The sequence below is a fragment of the Micromonospora sp. IBHARD004 genome (assembly GCF_052814115.1).
In genome coordinates, this window is sequence record NZ_CP199934.1 from 518,945 (window position 1) to 534,251 (window position 15,307).

Consider the following 15,307-nt stretch of genomic DNA (forward strand, 5'->3'; position numbering starts at 1 on the left):
CGGGACGAGCGCCAACCGGTTGGTGGTCTCCCAGCCAGTGACGATGGGCCCGAACTGCCCGGCTCCTGAGCGGCCCGGGCGGTTCGGGCCCGGGGGTCAACGGCGGGCGGCGTCCCAGGTGGGGCTGCTACTGAAGTACGTGTCGTACAGCTCCTGCACCTCCAGCAGGCTCTCTGCCTGGTCACGCTCATGCGCAGCGGCCGGCTCCGGCGTACGGACCAGGAGCGGCGGCTGGCACTCCTGGTGGACCGGTTCGCCCGCTGAACCCTCCGGCCTGCCGCAGCCGTCGGGCGGCTGGTCGCTGGCTAGGGTGGACGGACCGGCAGGAGGAGTGTCCCCATGGCTGTCCACACGCCCGTCGCCGTTGCGGCCGACGCGCCGAGCGAGGGCGGGTTTCCGCTGCTCACCTACTACGACGACGCGACCGGCGAGCGGACCGAGCTGACCGCGCGCCAGCTCGGCGGCTGGGCGGCGCGCAGCGCGGGCCTGCTGCGGGACGGCTGCGGACTCGACCCGGGAAGCCGGGTCGCGGTGCTGCTGCCGCCGCACTGGCGGACCGCCGCGATGCTGATCGGCGCCTGGTCGGTCGGGATGGCGGTCTCGTTCCGGCCCCGGGCCACCGCCGGGCTGCCGGTCCTCGAACCCGGCGCGGACCGGCCGTACGACGCGGTCTTCGTGACCCCGGATCGGCTCGACGACTGGCTGGAGGATGTGCCCGACGGGACCCACCGCTACCTCGTCGGCACCGGGTCCGGCCCGCTGGCCGACGTGCCGGTGGGCTGGCTCGACTGGTCCGCCGAGGTGCTCCGGCACACCGACACCCCGCCCGACTACACCACCATTCGCCCGTCCGACCAGGCGAGCCCGGACGGCACCAGCTACGGCGAGTGGGCCGGGGTGGCGCGGGGGCTCGCCGAGCAGTTCGACCTGCGCGCCGGGGACCGGCTGCTGGTCGACACGGCCGAGCACGAGCAGCCGCTCAAGTGGCTGCTCGCGCCACTCGCCGCCGGCGCGTCGGTGGTGCTCTGCGCCAACCTGGACCGGGCGCGGCTGGACGCCCGGACCGCCGCCGAGCAGGTCACCCGCGTCCTCTGAGCCCTTGTACCCCGGGGAAACCGCGTTGACAGGGTCGGTGGCTGGGACGCCTACTGGGACGCCGGAGCAGGACGACGGAGGACGACGGTGGACCGGACGTACCCGGGCGTGGACGCCCTCACCTGGAAGGAATTCGGCGAGGAGTACCTCGCCGGGTTGGCCGAGCTGGCCGAGGCGTGCCTGGCCGTCGACGGCGGGCTGCCGTTGTTCGCTGGTCCGCCGCTGCTGCGGGCGCGACTGCTCCAGACCCGTACCCTCGGCGCCTGGCACGACGGCACGCTCGTCGCGGCCGTCGGCGCCGGCACCGACCGCCGGCCGGCCACCGGCACCGGGCTGGTGCATCCGGCGTGGCGCGGGCGGGGCCTCGGCGGCCGGCTGCTGAGCTGGGCGGACGAGCAGGCCGGCGACGCGGACCTGTTGCTGACCACCGAGTCGTGGAGTGCCGACGCGGACGCGCTGTTCACCGCGCGCGGCTTCGACCAGACCTTCCTGGAGTGGGTGCTGCGGCACGACCTCGACGCGATCCCCGACGTGGCCGCGCCGGACGGCGTGCGAACCGAACCGATCACCTGGGAGATCGGCCCCGACCTGTTCGAGACCTACCGCGCGTCGTTCGCCGACCGGCCCGGCTTCGTGGAGCCGGAGGCCGACGAGTGGCTGGGCGAGCTGCGGGAGGACGACGGATACCGGCCGGACCTGTCGCTCATCGCCCGAGGTCCCGACGGCACCGCCGTGGGCTTCCTCAACGTCATCGACAACTGGATCGACCAGGTGGGCGTCGTCCCCGGCTGGCGGCACCGACGGGTCGGGGCGTACCTGGTGGCGAGCGCGCTGCGGGCACTGGCCGCCGACGGCGCCGGCGAGGCGTGGCTTTGCGTCAACGACAACAACCCGGCCGCCGCACTGTACCGGCGGCTCGGGTTCCACGACGCCGGCCGCCGCGCCCGCTACCTGCGCCGCCGCCCGTGACCGCCGCCGGCGGTGTTCCACCTCGACTGATCGTCGGGGCAGCGGCACGAGATTGCCGTGCGTTATCCTCCGGCGCCTGACCAATTCTCGGGGGTTACTTGTGGTGATGCTGCAACGCGTCGGTCTCGCGGCCGTGGCCGGTACGGCACTGCTTCTGGCGGCCTGCGCCAGCCAGGACACCCCACCGACAGCGGGAGCGGCACCCGCCACCACGGCGGCCACGGCGGCCGCGAAGCCCGCCGCGTCCCCGACCGCCCCGAAGGTGACGCTGCCGGATCGGTACGACCCGAAGCGGAACCCGGCCGCCGACCTGAAGGCTGCCCTCGCGCTGGCCAAGGCGGACGGCAAGGCGGTGCTGATCGATTTCGGCGCGGACTGGTGCCCGGACTGCCACGTCCTGCACGAGCTGTTCCAGTCGGCGGAGACCAAGCCGCTCCTGGAGCGGAACTACCACCTGCTGGCGGTGGACGTCGGCGAGTTCGACCACAACCTGAAGTTCACCGCGAAGTACCTGAACCTGAAAGGCAGCGGCATCCCCGCGCTGGTGGTGCTGACACCCGAGGGCAAGGTCCGGGTGGCTACCAACGACGGCTCCTTCGCCAACGCCCGGGACATGGACAGCGAGCAGGTCAACGCGTTCCTCACCAAGTGGGCACCGAAGCGTTGACCGGTCGCGGTGCGCTGCTGGTCGCGGCGCTGGCCGGCGTACTCCTCGCCGGGGGATGCGCCCGCTCCGCCGGGCCGTCGCCGGCGGCCGACCGCAGCGGCCGGCTGGAGGCCGGCGGGGTGAGCGTCGAGGCGGCCCTCACGGACGGGCAGGTGCGGGCGACCTTTCGCCCGCAGCGGCCCGGCTTCCACCTCTACAGCATCGACCTGCCGCCGGACGGGGTGCAGGGGCTCGGCATCCCGACGGTCGTCGCCGTGCGCGGCAGCCTCGGCGCGACCGGTGCGCCCAGCTCCGACAAGCCGGTCAACGAGCTGCGGATCGAGGAGCTGAACGTGACGCTGCCCGTCTACCCGGACGGCCCGGTCACCGTGACGCTGCCGGTCCGGTCCACGGGGGACGGTCCGGCCGAGGTGGTGGTCACGTACGGCGCATGCAGCGCGAGCACCTGCCTGCCACCCGTACGCGAGCGTGTGATCGCACTGACCTAGCTCCGGCCACCTGCCCGAACATCTCTGCCCGGCCGTCTTCACCGGCGGCTGACCCATGGCGCGCGCCGCGCGCAGGGCGTGGTGTGGTCGATCGGCAGCGCGCATCGTGCGCCGCCGGGCAGCAGCCGGTCGCAGAAGACCCAGTGTCGTACGTTCTGCTGGTCCTCGGCCGAGACGGTCACCCCGCCCGGCTCGACGCGGGCGCTGAGCCGGGCCAGCACCCGGGCGGCGGTACGGGCGAAAATCCGGGCCCGGAGCAGGTCGGGCGCGGTGATCGGCAGGTGGATCACCCAGCGATCGGTCATCGGTAGCGGTTGTTCGCCGACTGGGCGCTCTGCCACGCGCGCAGGGCGTTCTTGATCCGTACATTCTCCTCCTGCACCGCGACCAGGGCGGTCTGCGCGACCGCGAGTTCGTCGGCCACGCGGTGCAGGAAGGCGCGGATCTCGACGGGGTCGAGGCCACGCCGGCGGACGTTGAAGCACCGGTCGCGGATCTGCCAGGGCCGCAGCGGAAGCCGACCCTGGACCGGGCCGGCGTTTTCCGTCGGACGTCGTTGGTCGTGTCGGCTCGCCAGCCGACGGATCAGGTTGCGCACGGTGACCGCCCATCGTCGGATCGCGTCGAAGTGGAGGGGACGGCCTCCGCCGGTAGCGCTCGGCGGAGACCGCCCCGCCCTGCCGCCGCAGCCTCGATCGGCGGTGCGACAGCAGGGCCGCGCCGGGGGAGCGCGGAGGGTGAGGTCTCGGCGGCGATGCGAGACCGGTACGAGAGGCGCCAACCGACCGCAGCAGGACCGCATCACCGAGAGCGACGCTACCGATGCAGCATCACCTACGTCAAGTACCGCTCCATCCTCTTATGCCGAACCATCATCACTGTCAGCTATGTCAGCACCATCACCTCTTTCAGTAGATGCGTTGCCTACGTCGAGGGCGTGGATCAATACTGGGTGGGCCAACCGACTGCAAGGGGCCGCATCGTGCCTATCCCGCCCACCATGGACGAGCTGCTAGACGACCTGCGAAGCAAGATCAAGGACGGAACCTATCCGCCGGGCAGCCAGTTGCCCGCAGGTCGCGCTCTCGCCGCCTCCTACGACGTCTCGCACTCGACCATCCAGCGAGCGATCGCCGCTCTGAGGGAGCAGGGTGTGCTGGTCGGCCGTCCGGGTCGCGGCGTCTTCGTCGCGGAGTCCACCCGACGCTGACCCTCGACGGCTGGCGCGAGCAGGCCCAACGCAGACGGTCCGGCCTCTTGACCTCGCCAAGTCACCGCACTCGAAGGCCGCCAGACGGACCGACCGTTGACCTACGCATTACGAGATCAAACTGCCCGTCCCGCCGACCTGGGCGCATACCGGCCTAGCAGCGGAAATACCTTCCGGCATCTCTCACCGCTCCCCCACTGTCAGTGGACCTCTTGCGGACTAGATGCGGACCGTTCACCGCCAGGGGGGCACTCCTCCGATCGCTGCCTTACTGATCCGTACGCTCGTTGTCCCAGAAGATCTCAAGCTCGATGTCGTCGGGACCACTCCCCTGTAGCCAACAGGAGAGAGCCTGCTCCCAGCCAAGCCGGAACACTTCCGTAGTCGAGATCCCTTAGCCAATCGATCACCCTGCTGAACCACATGCGGCGGTTGTGCCCGCCCGAGTCGACACCCCTCTATCCAAGCCTTCCCGTCCACCGTCGACCCAGACACCGTGGAGCGGGCCTCCCTCAGGGTGACAAGGTGGAGCGCCCAACCGGACGAGTCTCAATGGCGGTCGTCAAGCGCTGGTGTGGACGGCCGGCCGCGGCCTGAGGATTAGAAGAAGATCAGGGGTGGCTGGTCCCGGCTTCGCACGCCTGGTCAGCCTGTCCGTCGTTGTCGGGCTTGGTCGGCGTCTGCGGATGGCCTTGGCTGTACGGATGGCTGTACGGCCGGGCGGCGCGCCGGTGGGGAGAGACCCTAGGCTGACGCGCATGTCGCGGAGCACGCAGTGATCGACCTGGACGAGCAGAATCACCAGCCGGCGAAGTCGGGTACCACCACCCCTGACCGCCTCATGGCCAGAAAGAAGATGACCCTGCGGCTCGTCGCTGCGTTCGTGATCGGCGTTGTGCTTGGCGGTTTCGGCGTCAGCCAGCTGCGAGACTCGCGTGATCAGCGGGAGCGGAACGCCGTGGTCGCACTCGTGGCCTTACCTCAATCGGCCAACTTGGGAGGCTCGTTCTCCGAGGGATCGGTCCAACTGCCTGGGCAGTTGATGTTGATCAACGCCGGCCCCGCGCCGATCACGGTTCGCGCGGTTCAAGCAGAGCGGCCGGGCGTCGTGGTACGCAGCACGGGGCAACTCCGGCTGTTACCCCCTGGTGGCACCGGTCAGGTCCTGGTCGAGCTGCGGTTCGAGTGCTCGATCGCCTTCCAGCCAGAGCCATTGTCGCTACGGCTTTCGGTTGAGACCGATGACAAGCGTGTCAGAGAGGTCACCTACCCCGTCGCTCTCGTAGGAAGCGACTGGGAGCGCGATGCCCTGGGCATGTGCCCCCGCGGATAGCCACGGCGGGCCGAGGCGTAACAGAACAAGGCCAAGCGCTGAAGCGGACCTCCTCGTCGGGCAGTCGTAGACCGCTCAGCCTCCCCGGACGGGGACAAGGTGGAGCGCCCTACCGGACGAACGACCTTGGCCCCGTCCGGGGAGGCTGGTAGCCCTTGTGGTGCCCGGCGAGGTGAGCCGCGGCGGCATCTCTGAGGAGGGCCGGGGTTCGGGGCGGAGCCCCGAGGTCTTCGTGGTCCTGTCGTCCCAAAGCGTGGCCGGCCGGCCCGGCCGATGCCGGCCGGAGGTCGCCAGCAGGCCGGGGCCGGGCTGGCGCGGCCCGCTCTGCGGGCCGCCTTGATCGTAAAGAGGCCAATTCGGCAGTCCAGGATCCCCTATCGAGAGAGCTTGGAAGCGCGCGCAGGGCCCGGACACATGTCTCGTGTAAACCGGTGGCGGACCGGGGCGCGTCTGTGCGGCCTACTCAACACTGTCGTGCACACCTCGTACCATGCGGCTTGGATTGCCGAGGACAGCAGCGCCCCCGCCGCTCTGTTGGCGGTTTAAGGCCGAGAGGAACCACTCCCACATGTCTGAAGATTCATCGCCAACGCCAGTTCCGCCCGCTCGGCCCTGGCCCTTGCGGCTACATGCTGCCCCGGCGCTACCCGGCGCCGTAGACGAGTGGATCCCCGCTCTCCGCGCAGTGTTGCCTGGACTGCCCGGGTTGCAGCTCACCGCTGACGGAACGACTCGGTGGGAGGCGGCGGAGTCGACCGTCGTGTCAGGCGAGTGGTTGCTGAGGCGCCTTGGTCCGATGGGCCTCGTGCGGAAGACCGATGCCGGCATCGTAGAGCTGACGCCTGAAGCGGACGCTTGGATAGCGAACGATGACAGCCGCTACCTGGTCGGACTGATCCATAGCCGTATCCGCTTCGTCGGTGAAGCTCTCGCGGCAATCTGTGCCGGAGTCCGCACTCACGAGGAGCTTCTTGAGGCGGCGATCTCCAAGTATGGGGTTAGCTGGTCATCGCTGGACCAGGTGCGGCGACGGACCAACTGGCTCCGGGCGGGCGGCTTCCTAGAGAAGTGGTCGCATCTGGAGGTCGTGCCGACCGATGAAGGGCGCAAGTTTCTGGCGTTGCTTGACGTGGTTGATCCAACCTCGCTACCTCACCGCGGTGGGCAGGGGGACTCCCCGGTAGACCTACCGGAACCCGAGTCGTTTATCGCGGATCTCCTAGAGTCGCTTGATGATGAGAAGCTTAGTGCGCGCAAGAGGGTAATTGGTTTCCTGCCAGCCGGCCGTGAAGGCGAGACCGTCTACGAAAGCGTGCGGCGCATAACAAACTTTTGCAGTCCCCGGATCGAGAAGGAAGAATTTCGAAGGATCTGCGCGTCGGAGCTAGGTCTGTCTAGGTCCTCAACGGATACGGCGCTGGCCGCCCTGAGATCCCTAGGGCTAATTCAGCCGGCAGGGTTTGACATATTCGAGCCGACACCTTGGGCTCAGCAGTGGCTGGAGAGCTCCGAGCCAATCGACTTTGCCAGGATTGCTCATTGTCATGTAATTATGTTTGCGGAGCTGATCCACTTGCTACCTGCTCCTACAGAGGTAGGGGATCTCATGACGGCTGTACAGCGAGTCCTTGGAGACGACGCCCCTCAACGCTCCGAGATCGCCATCCGTTTGCGCCTCCTGGCTGCGTGCGGTCTGCTTGTTCGCGTTTCGCATACCAGCTACATGGCAAGCCCGCTCGGGAAGGCATTCGCCCAAAACGCTCCTAGCCTCCAACCTATGGCTGGCCCTTCTGATGCGGTCGAGGTTCGAGCCGAGGCAGAAGCTTCTGCAACTCGGGCGGTGGTGCTTGAGTTGGAGGCTGCGGCGGTGGACTCGCGAGAGCCAACTCGTTTCGAACATGCCGTATTCGAGGCACTGAGGCTTCTCGGTCTGAATGCTCGCCATCTGGGGGGCCCTGGTCGAACCGATATTTTAGTATCGATCTGGCTGGCGCCAGGGCAGCAACGGCGCGTGACAGTGGACGCCAAGTCCTCTAGTTCCGGCCAGGTGCTGGAGGGAGCTATTAGCTTTGATGCGATTGAGGAACATAGAGTTCGTCATGATGCAGAGAAAGCTGTGATTGTTGGCCCATCGTTCCCCGACGGCCGCTTGCGAAAGTGGGCCCGCACGAGGAACGTCCGCCTAATCGATGTGGCTACTCTAACCCGGTACCTCGAACTGAACGAGCTCTCACCCCTCTCGCCTGCGGCGATTGCCGGAGTGTTCGACGTGGACATGGCGGCACCAGAAACAATCTGGGAGGGGGTCGCGCGTCGGCAAGATCTCATGAATGAGGTAATCGCAACCTTGTGGCGGGAGGCTAATGACGATCGAGAGATTGCGCGGTCCGGAGGGATGCTCGACGTTACGGCGATAAGGTACTTGCTGAGAGAGAAACTGGACCCTGATCCCGAAGAGATTCAGGAGGTTCTGGCGTTCCTTGCGTCCCCGCTGCTTGGATCCGTGCGTCGTAAAGGGGACAAGTATTTTCCCGTTGAGCCGCCTGAAATCACGAGTGCGAAGCTTAGCGCTCTGGGCGTTGGCCGAGCGTCGGGTGTTGGCTCGCTTGGGTCGCCTTCCATTGCGGTCGAGCCTAGGAATGCGGCCCTCCCACAGATGAGGGGATCAGAGGATACGGACGGGATGCATACGCTTGGGACCGATGATCCTGGACGGCAACCGCGCGTAGATGCTGCTGCGGTCAGGCTGTGGGCGGCGGCGCGCGGCATCCACGTCCGCGACAAGGGGCGGCTTCCTTCTAGTGTCGTACAGAGGTACATGGCAGAGGAGGGAAGCTAGTTGTAGTTCTGGCTGTGCGGAGCTCGGGGCGCTGCCTCGCTGGTGGTGGCATGTGGGGGCAGTGGCGGCTAGGGTGCAACAGCTGGGATCTGTGCAATGGATCGTCCGGCACTCCGGCATCTGTCCTGGTGCTGGGACCTGTCGCTGCGGACCGTGCCCGCCCCGGCCAGTACCAGGTCGCGTCGTCCGAGGCGATCTTCACCTCGCCCTGATCGGCGGCCATAGCGCTAGGGCAGGTGCCTGTTCGTCGTCGCCGAGTCGAGGAACGCTGATGGCTGAGTCGTTTACGACATCAGGTCTGTAGCGAGCACGAGGGACTGCGGGCCTGGGCGAGGTCCCCCGAGGCTCAATGATCCGGCTCCGTTGCGGGACATGGGGGTGTCGGGGTGACCCGGACACCGCAACATTCAGAAGCGGAGTCGGCCAGCGTGGGATCAGTCGACGCTGGGCAGCTTCGGGCCGAGGACGTCGTCGGCGTCGACGATGGTGTAGGCGTACCCCTGCTCGGCGAGGAAGCGCTGCCGGTGGGCGGCGTACTCGGTGTCGATGGTGTCCCGGGAGACCACCGTGTAGAAGTGCGCCTGCCGGCCGTCGGCTTTCGGCCGGAGCACCCGGCCGAGGCGCTGCGCCTCCTCCTGCCGGGAGCCGAAGGTGCCCGACACCTGGATCGCCACCGCCGCCTCCGGCAGGTCGATGGAGAAGTTGCCGACCTTGGAGATGACCAGGGTGCGGATCTCCCCGGAGCGGAACGCGTCGAAGAGCCGTTCCCGCTCCTTGTTGGTCGTCGAACCCTGGATGATCGGCGCGTCGAGGTACTCCCCGAGCTGGTGCAGCTGGTCGATGTACGCGCCGATGACCAGCACCTGGTCGTCCGGGTGCCGGTCCACCAGCGCGCGAACCACCGGCAGCTTGGTGCGGGCGGTCGCCGCCATCCGGTACCGCTCCTCGGCCTCCGCCGTCGCGTACGTCATCCGCTCCGCGTCGGTCAGCGTGACCCGTACCTCGGTGCACTCGGCCGGGGCGATCCAGCCCTGCGACTCGATGTCCTTCCACGGCGCGTCGTACCGCTTGGGGCCGATCAGGCTGAACACGTCGCCCTCCCGGCCGTCCTCGCGGACCAGCGTCGCCGTCAGCCCTAGCCGGCGACGGGCCTGGAGGTCCGCGGTGAACCGGAAGATCGGCGCGGGCAGCAGGTGCACCTCGTCGTAGACGACCAGGCCCCAGTCGCGGGCGCCGAACAGGTCCAGGTGGGTGAACGCGCCGCCGCGCCGCGAGGTGAGCACCTGGTACGTGGCGATGGTGACCGGGCGAATCTCCTTGCGCTCGCCCGAGTACTCGCCGATCTCCTCCTCGGTCAGCGAGGTGCGGGCGATCAGCTCCCGCTTCCACTGCCGGCCGGCAACGGTGTTGGTGACCAGGATCAGCGTGGTCGCCTTCGCCTCGGCCATCGCCGCCGCCCCGACCAGCGTCTTGCCCGCGCCGCAGGGGAGCACGACCACGCCCGACCCGCCGGCCCAGAACGCCTCCACGGCCTCCCGCTGGTACGACCGCAGCGTCCACGGCTTACGCCCGTCCTTGCCGGCCTCGGCCAGCTCGATCGGGTGCGCCTCGCCGTCGACGTACCCGGCCAGGTCCTCCGCCGGCCAGCCCAGCTTCAGCAGCGCCTGCTTGAGCCGGCCCCGCTCGGACGGGTGCACCTGGATCGTGTCGTCATCGATCCTGTCGCCGAGCATGCCGGCGAGCTTCTTGCTCTTGGCGACCTCGATCAGCACCAGCCGGTCCAGCGCGCGCAGCACCAGGCCGTGCGCCGGGTCGTTGGCGAGCTGGAGCCGGCCGTACCGGTCCATCGTCTCGGCCACGTCCACCAGCAGCCCGTGCGGCACCGGGTAGCGGGAGTACTTGATCAGCGTGTCCACCACGCCCTCGGCGTCGTGGCCGGCGGCCCGGGCGTTCCACAGCCCCAGCGGCGTCAGCCGGTAGGTGTGCACGTGCTCGGGGGAGCGCTCCAGCTCGGCGAAGGGCGCGATCGCCATCCGGCACGCCTGCGCGTCCGGGTGGTCGATCTCCAGCAGCAGGGTCTTGTCCGACTGCACGATCAGTGGTCCACCGCTCACGCCAGTGCCCTCTCCCTTGCCGGATTTCCTCGCCCGTCGGCCGGCTGACCTGCCGAAGGCGGACCATCCAGTGTTGCACGCGGGAAGGTGTCCGGAAAAAGTCACGGCCGGGAGGCAACGTGACGGTCTTCCCGTACGTCTAGCAAGCGGGACAACTGTCCAGGGGAGGGCCCATGCAGCATGTCCGGTTGGTTGCCCGGGTCGTCGCCCTGGCAGCGGTCGTGTTGGTCGGCGTCGGTGCGTGCGCGCTCGATCCGCAGGGCGACGGATCCGGCGCGGGGGCGCCGGCCCCCGTCGGCGTGACGGAACGGGCATCGGGGGCGAGCGCGGCGCCCACGCCGGGCCAACCGACCGGGTCCCCGCCGGCGCAGCCGAGCCGGACGGCCACGCCGAAGCCCAGCCGCACGGCGACACCGAAGCCGAGCGCCACGCCGAAGCCGAGCAGCTCCGGCTTCACCGGCTGCCCGCAGGGCGAGCACCAGCGGGCCGTGGAGACGTACCTGGCCCGGTTGGGCGGGTTCGGGAAGCTGACCGTGGACGGGAAGCAGTCCGCCGCCGACTGCGCCGCCATCAAGCGATTCCAGCGCCGCTACGGCATCAGCCCGGCCGCGGGCCGCGCCGGCGCCACCACGTACGACGTGGCGAAGCGGCTCGCCGGCACCGACGTCCGCCGCTGCCGGGCGGGTGCGGGGCTCACCTTCTGCGTCGACCTGACCCGGCAGACCGTCTGGGCGATGCGCGGCGGCACGGTGGTCATGGGGCCCACCGTCACCCGCACCGGCATGGCCGGGTACGCGACCCCGACCGGCACCTACCACGTCGGCGGGCGGAACCTCCGGGAGTGGTCCAACCCGTACGAGGTGTGGCTGCCGTACTGGCAGCAGTTCAACGGCGGGATCGGCTTCCACGGGACCACGACGTACCTGCACAACGGGGCGATCGGCTCGCACGGCTGCGTGAACCTGCTGCACGCCGACGCGGTCCGGCTCTGGGAGCTGGGCTCCATCGGCACCCGGGTGGTCGTCTTCGGCCGCCGCCCCGGCACCTGACCGGGCCGACCGCCGGATCGGGGTTTTGTCCCCTGTCACCGCCGCCCGCCGGGTGACACGCTGGAGGTCAGGTCCGGACGGGACGGGGGCGGGAGATGACGGTCGACCACGACGCGATCCCCGACGACGATCGGGCACCGGCCCACGAGGTCTCCACGGCCGCCCTGGTCGGCTACACGGCGGCCGCCGTCGGCCTGGTGGGCTGGTTCCTCTTCGGGCTGCTGGTGCAGCGGCAGGGCTTCGTCGACTCGGTCGGCGAGTCGGCCGGCGCCGGGTTCGCGCTGCTGCTGGCCGTCTCGGTGATCGGCACGGTCCGGCGCAACGGGCGCTGACCCGGCCGGCTCAGTCCTCCAGCACCGCCGCGGTGATCCGGTGCAGCGCGAAGGTGTGCAGCATCTCCGTCCGCTCGTCCTCGGCGCGCAGGTAGCCCGCCCCGATCGACACCGGCCGGAGCAGCCGGGACGCGGTCGCCCCGTGCGCGTCGACGTACCCGACCCAGACCAGCGCCTTGTCGCGGACCGCCTGCTGGAGCACGGCGAGGGCCTCGCTGTGCCCGTGCGCCGGCGCCGGCCCGGTGCGCGCCGCGCCGCCGCGGACCACCGCCGGGGCCCGCCGGGCCGCCCGCGCCGCCGCCTCGCCGCGCCGGATCTGCTCCACCACGCCGAGCAGCCGGGGCAGCGCCAGCTTCGGCGCCGCCAGCGGATCGAGGGTCCGGCTGGACACCGGCACCCGGGCCGGGGCCCGCCGGGTCTTCGGCCGGGCCAGCACCGCCGCGCCGGTGGCGTCCTCCGGCACCGGCGCGTAGCCGGCGTCGCGCAGCGCGATCAGCATCCGCCCCACCTGGTACGGGGTGGAGAGCACCGTCGGGGCCAGCCGGCGGAACGCCAGCGGCTCCAGCCGCCGGTCGCTCAGCACCTCGGTGAGCAGCGCCTCGTCGTCGCTGCGGACGTAGCCCCCGGCGGAGCCGACCCGCAGCCCGCCGTGCTTGCGCGCCACGTCGTCCACCAGGTAGGTCAGCCCCTGCGGCACCGGGGTCCGGGACCGGCGGCGGAACAGGCTGTGCAGGTCGCCGGCCGAGTAGCCGGCGTCCAGGGCACGCCGGACGCTGGCCGTGGTGACCCGGTGCACGCTGGCCCCGCCCGCCGACTCGTGCTCGGCCACCACCTCCAGCTCGGCGGCGAGCGCCGGGTCGGGCGGGCCGGGCACCACCACGGTCAGGTCGGCCTGCACCAGGAAATGGTCGACCGGGGCGGGGAGCAGGGCGTCCAGCGCGCGCACGGCGGTGGACGGCTCGCCCGACTCGGCGTCGGAGCGCAGCCCGAGCGGGTCGTCGGCGCCCCGCTCGTCGGCCTCGGCCACGTCGGAGAGCAGCAGCCGCCCGTACGAGGTGAGCGCGCCGAGCCCGGTCACGCCGAGCTGGGCCGCCTCGGCCAGCACCTCCCGGTGCGCGGTCTCCCGGCCCCGGGCGCGCCGGGGCGCCCGCCAGTCCAGCAGCTCCAGCACCTCGTCCGGGGAAGGCGCGGTCGCCGGTTCCAGGTCGGCCAGCACCCCCAGCACAGCCCGGCGGGCGGCCGGCGCGCCGGCCCGTTCCGCCTCGGCGGAGAGCACCGAGATCGGCCGGTCCCGGTCGTCCCGCTGGCCGACCAGGCCCACCTGACGGGTCATGGTCAGCCAGGCCCGGGCCAGCTGCTCCCAGCGCTGCGCGAGCGAACTGGCCCGCCACACCTCGTACCCGCCGGTGGGCAGGACCTGCTGGTCGCCGCCGTACCGGGTGGTGGCGCTGCCGGTCAGGTCGAGCTCCCCGAGCAGCCCGGCCGCGTACGCCACCTCGAAGAGCAGCGCGGTGGTCGGGTCGTCCAGGCCGAGCCCCCGGGCCAGCCGGCGCAGGTCGCGGACGCCGACGCCGCCGGAGCGGAGCACGGTGGCCGGTTCGGCGGCGAGCGCCTCCAGCAGCGCCTCGGTGTGGCGTACCACCTCCATGGTCTGCCCGGCGCCGGCGGAGTCGGCGGCCTTCGGTTCCCGCGTCGGGCTCGCCAGCCGGGGTGGGCTGGTGCGCAGCGGGCCGAGCGGGCCGCTGTCCCGACGCAGCAGCAGGCCCACCTCGCGGGGGAGTTCGACGGTGCCGCCGTCCTTGCCGCCCGACACCCGCACGAGCAGCCGGTGGTCGACCAGCCAGCGGATCGGGGAGCCGGTCGGGGCGCCGCCGTTGGTGGCGTCCGGGGGCAGGATGTCCTCCGCGCCGACGGCGGGGGCCTGCAGCGCGCCCGGGGGCACGCTGCCCACCGGCGGGCCGGCCGCGAGCCGGTCCAGGATCGCCCGGGCCGACGGGGGAGCGGCCAGCAGCGTCCGGCGCAGCTTCGCCGGGTCCGCGCAGAGGGCCGCCGTGCGTGGGTCCAGGTCCGCCGCCGGTCGGCCCAGTCCTGCCGGGTACGGGGAGACCTCGTCGACGCCGGCCACCACGTGCAGGTCGTGCTCGGGGCCGTAGAGCAGGAACAGCGCGCGGAGCCTGCTCACCGCGGCGCGGACGGCGGTCGGGGCGGGCGGGTGCGGGCCGGCGGTGGCCATCGCCAGGATCGCCTCGGTGGCGGTGCCCCCGGACCCGGGGTCGCGGGTGAGCCGGGCGGCGTCGAGGATCTGGAGGGTGAACTGGTCCAGCCCGTCGAGGGCGCGGGCCACGGAGACCCGGGACTGGGCGCGGATGGCCAGGGCGGAGATGTCGGCCGGCACCGGCACGACGAGGTCCGGCCGCAGTTGGAGCAGGGCGGCGAGGGACTCGTCGGGGAGCGTCCGCAGTTGGTCGGCGAGTGAGGTGGTCATCGTCGTTCCACGCTAGCCCGGCCGGGGGCCGTCCCGCCCCTCGGACGTCCGGCTCGCCGGGGTTGGGCGGGTACGTTCTCGGCATGCCTGCTCTGATGGTCGGTTTCGACCTCGACATGACCCTGGTCGACTCGCGTCCCGGGATCGCGGCGGCCTACCGGGCCCTGACCGCGCGGACCGGTGTGTACGTGGACGCCGACGCGGCGGTGTCCCGGCTGGGCCCGCCGCTGCGTACCGAGATCGCCCGGTGGTTCCCGCCGGAGCGGGTGGAGGAGACGGTGACCGCATTCCGCGAGCTCTACCCGGCGTACGCGATCACCCCGACCCTGCCGATGCCCGGCGCGGCGGCGGCGATCGGGGCGGTGCACGCGCGCGGCGGCCGGGTCATGGTGGTGACCTCGAAGATCGGCCGGCTGGCGAAGCTGCACCTGGACCACCTGGGGCTGGCGGTCGACGAGCTGGCCGGGGACCTGTTCGCGGAGGAGAAGGCGACCGCGCTGCGGGAGCACGCGGCCACCCTCTACGTCGGGGACCACGTGGCGGACATGGTCGCGGCGGAGGCGGCGGGCATCCCGGGCGTGGGGGTGGCGACCGGGCCCTGCTCGCCGGCGGAGTTGTCGGCCGCCGGGGCGCACCTGGTGCTGGGTGATCTCACCGGATTCCCGGCGGCGCTAAACCGGATCATCGGGCTAGCCTGGGAGCAGTAGACGTCTCGAGCGAAGCAGG

The 15,307-nt window shown here is 71.0% G+C and carries 14 protein-coding genes; 10 read left to right on the top strand and 4 right to left on the bottom strand.

Translation table 11 applies throughout. From position 1 onward, the window contains the following. Positions 1-339: 339 nt before the first annotated feature. The 4 genes from ACTWO6_RS02530 to ACTWO6_RS02545 all read left to right on the top strand — a co-directional run bounded on the left by ACTWO6_RS02530 (position 340) and on the right by ACTWO6_RS02545 (position 3,219). Positions 340-1,095, top strand: a complete 756-nt coding sequence (locus ACTWO6_RS02530) for a TIGR03089 family protein (protein WP_446218021.1) — start codon at positions 340-342, stop codon at positions 1,093-1,095. Between the two features lie 87 nt (positions 1,096-1,182). Then, positions 1,183-2,064: a GNAT family N-acetyltransferase gene (locus ACTWO6_RS02535; RefSeq protein WP_446218022.1), complete on the top strand. Its 882-nt coding sequence runs from the start codon at positions 1,183-1,185 to the stop codon at positions 2,062-2,064. A 106-nt stretch (positions 2,065-2,170) separates the two neighbouring features. Further along, the gene (locus ACTWO6_RS02540) at positions 2,171-2,731 is read left to right on the top strand and encodes a thioredoxin family protein (protein WP_446220539.1); all 561 of its coding nucleotides are present in this window, start codon (positions 2,171-2,173) and stop codon (positions 2,729-2,731) included. Then, positions 2,713-3,219 carry a protein-disulfide reductase DsbD domain-containing protein gene (locus ACTWO6_RS02545; RefSeq protein WP_446218023.1) on the top strand — a complete coding sequence of 169 codons (507 nt, stop codon included), beginning with the start codon at positions 2,713-2,715 and terminating at the stop codon, positions 3,217-3,219. Before ACTWO6_RS02540 ends, ACTWO6_RS02545 begins: the two co-directional genes overlap by 19 nt. 38 nt (positions 3,220-3,257) lie before the next feature. Here ACTWO6_RS02545 and ACTWO6_RS02550 read toward each other — a convergent pair whose 3' ends face one another. Next, entirely contained in the window at positions 3,258-3,524 is a 267-nt protein-coding gene (locus ACTWO6_RS02550; RefSeq protein ID WP_446218024.1) for a hypothetical protein, read from the bottom strand. Then, on the bottom strand, positions 3,521-3,817 hold the full coding sequence (locus ACTWO6_RS02555; RefSeq protein ID WP_446218025.1) for a DivIVA domain-containing protein: 297 nt from the start codon (positions 3,815-3,817) through the stop codon (positions 3,521-3,523). Before ACTWO6_RS02555 ends, ACTWO6_RS02550 begins: the two co-directional genes overlap by 4 nt. A 402-nt stretch (positions 3,818-4,219) precedes the next feature. On the opposite strand from ACTWO6_RS02555, the gene ACTWO6_RS02560 reads away from it, so the two are divergent. The 3 genes from ACTWO6_RS02560 (at position 4,220) to ACTWO6_RS02570 (ending at position 8,601) form a co-directional block, all read left to right on the top strand. Beyond that, positions 4,220-4,429: a winged helix-turn-helix domain-containing protein gene (locus tag ACTWO6_RS02560; protein WP_446218026.1), complete on the top strand. Its 210-nt coding sequence runs from the start codon at positions 4,220-4,222 to the stop codon at positions 4,427-4,429. A 775-nt stretch (positions 4,430-5,204) separates the two neighbouring features. Continuing rightward, positions 5,205-5,762: a hypothetical protein gene (locus ACTWO6_RS02565; protein WP_446218027.1), complete on the top strand. Its 558-nt coding sequence runs from the start codon at positions 5,205-5,207 to the stop codon at positions 5,760-5,762. 805 nt (positions 5,763-6,567) lie between these two features. Then, complete coding sequence (locus tag ACTWO6_RS02570; RefSeq protein ID WP_446218028.1) at positions 6,568-8,601, top strand: Lsr2 family DNA-binding protein; 2,034 nt, start codon at positions 6,568-6,570, stop codon at positions 8,599-8,601. 434 nt (positions 8,602-9,035) lie between these two features. Here the strand turns inward: ACTWO6_RS02570 and ACTWO6_RS02575 are convergent, their stop codons facing one another. Further along, positions 9,036-10,715 carry a DNA repair helicase XPB gene (locus ACTWO6_RS02575; protein ID WP_446218029.1) on the bottom strand — a complete coding sequence of 560 codons (1,680 nt, stop codon included), beginning with the start codon at positions 10,713-10,715 and terminating at the stop codon, positions 9,036-9,038. 173 nt (positions 10,716-10,888) lie between these two features. Here ACTWO6_RS02575 and ACTWO6_RS02580 point away from each other — a divergent pair, with 173 nt between their 5' ends. Together ACTWO6_RS02580 and ACTWO6_RS02585 are read left to right on the top strand one after the other, a co-directional pair. Beyond that, a complete protein-coding gene (locus ACTWO6_RS02580; RefSeq protein WP_446218030.1) occupies positions 10,889-11,764 on the top strand; it encodes a L,D-transpeptidase family protein in 876 nt (291 codons plus the stop codon). Between the two features lie 95 nt (positions 11,765-11,859). After that, on the top strand, positions 11,860-12,096 hold the full coding sequence (locus ACTWO6_RS02585; RefSeq protein WP_446218031.1) for a hypothetical protein: 237 nt from the start codon (positions 11,860-11,862) through the stop codon (positions 12,094-12,096). A gap of 10 nt (positions 12,097-12,106) precedes the next feature. Here the strand turns inward: ACTWO6_RS02585 and ACTWO6_RS02590 are convergent, their stop codons facing one another. Continuing rightward, positions 12,107-14,581: a helicase-associated domain-containing protein gene (locus ACTWO6_RS02590; RefSeq protein ID WP_446218032.1), complete on the bottom strand. Its 2,475-nt coding sequence runs from the start codon at positions 14,579-14,581 to the stop codon at positions 12,107-12,109. 83 nt (positions 14,582-14,664) lie between these two features. Between ACTWO6_RS02590 and ACTWO6_RS02595 the strand changes: the two genes are divergently transcribed. Continuing rightward, complete coding sequence (locus ACTWO6_RS02595) at positions 14,665-15,288, top strand: HAD family hydrolase (protein WP_446218033.1); 624 nt, start codon at positions 14,665-14,667, stop codon at positions 15,286-15,288. The last annotated feature ends 19 nt before the right edge of the window (positions 15,289-15,307 follow it).

Excerpts from the sequence above, each read along its gene's own strand:
- ACTWO6_RS02550 (WP_446218024.1), bottom strand. The coding sequence starts at position 3,524 with ATGACCGATCGCTGGGTGATCCACCTGCCGATCACCGCGCCCGACCTG.
- ACTWO6_RS02560 (WP_446218026.1), top strand. The coding sequence starts at position 4,220 with ATGGACGAGCTGCTAGACGACCTGCGAAGCAAGATCAAGGACGGAACC.
- ACTWO6_RS02585 (WP_446218031.1), top strand. The coding sequence starts at position 11,860 with ATGACGGTCGACCACGACGCGATCCCCGACGACGATCGGGCACCGGCC.
- ACTWO6_RS02540 (WP_446220539.1), top strand. The coding sequence starts at position 2,171 with ATGCTGCAACGCGTCGGTCTCGCGGCCGTGGCCGGTACGGCACTGCTT.
- ACTWO6_RS02590 (WP_446218032.1), bottom strand. The coding sequence starts at position 14,581 with ATGACCACCTCACTCGCCGACCAACTGCGGACGCTCCCCGACGAGTCC.
- ACTWO6_RS02530 (WP_446218021.1), top strand. The coding sequence starts at position 340 with ATGGCTGTCCACACGCCCGTCGCCGTTGCGGCCGACGCGCCGAGCGAG.
- ACTWO6_RS02595 (WP_446218033.1), top strand. The coding sequence starts at position 14,665 with ATGCCTGCTCTGATGGTCGGTTTCGACCTCGACATGACCCTGGTCGAC.
- ACTWO6_RS02580 (WP_446218030.1), top strand. The coding sequence starts at position 10,889 with ATGCAGCATGTCCGGTTGGTTGCCCGGGTCGTCGCCCTGGCAGCGGTC.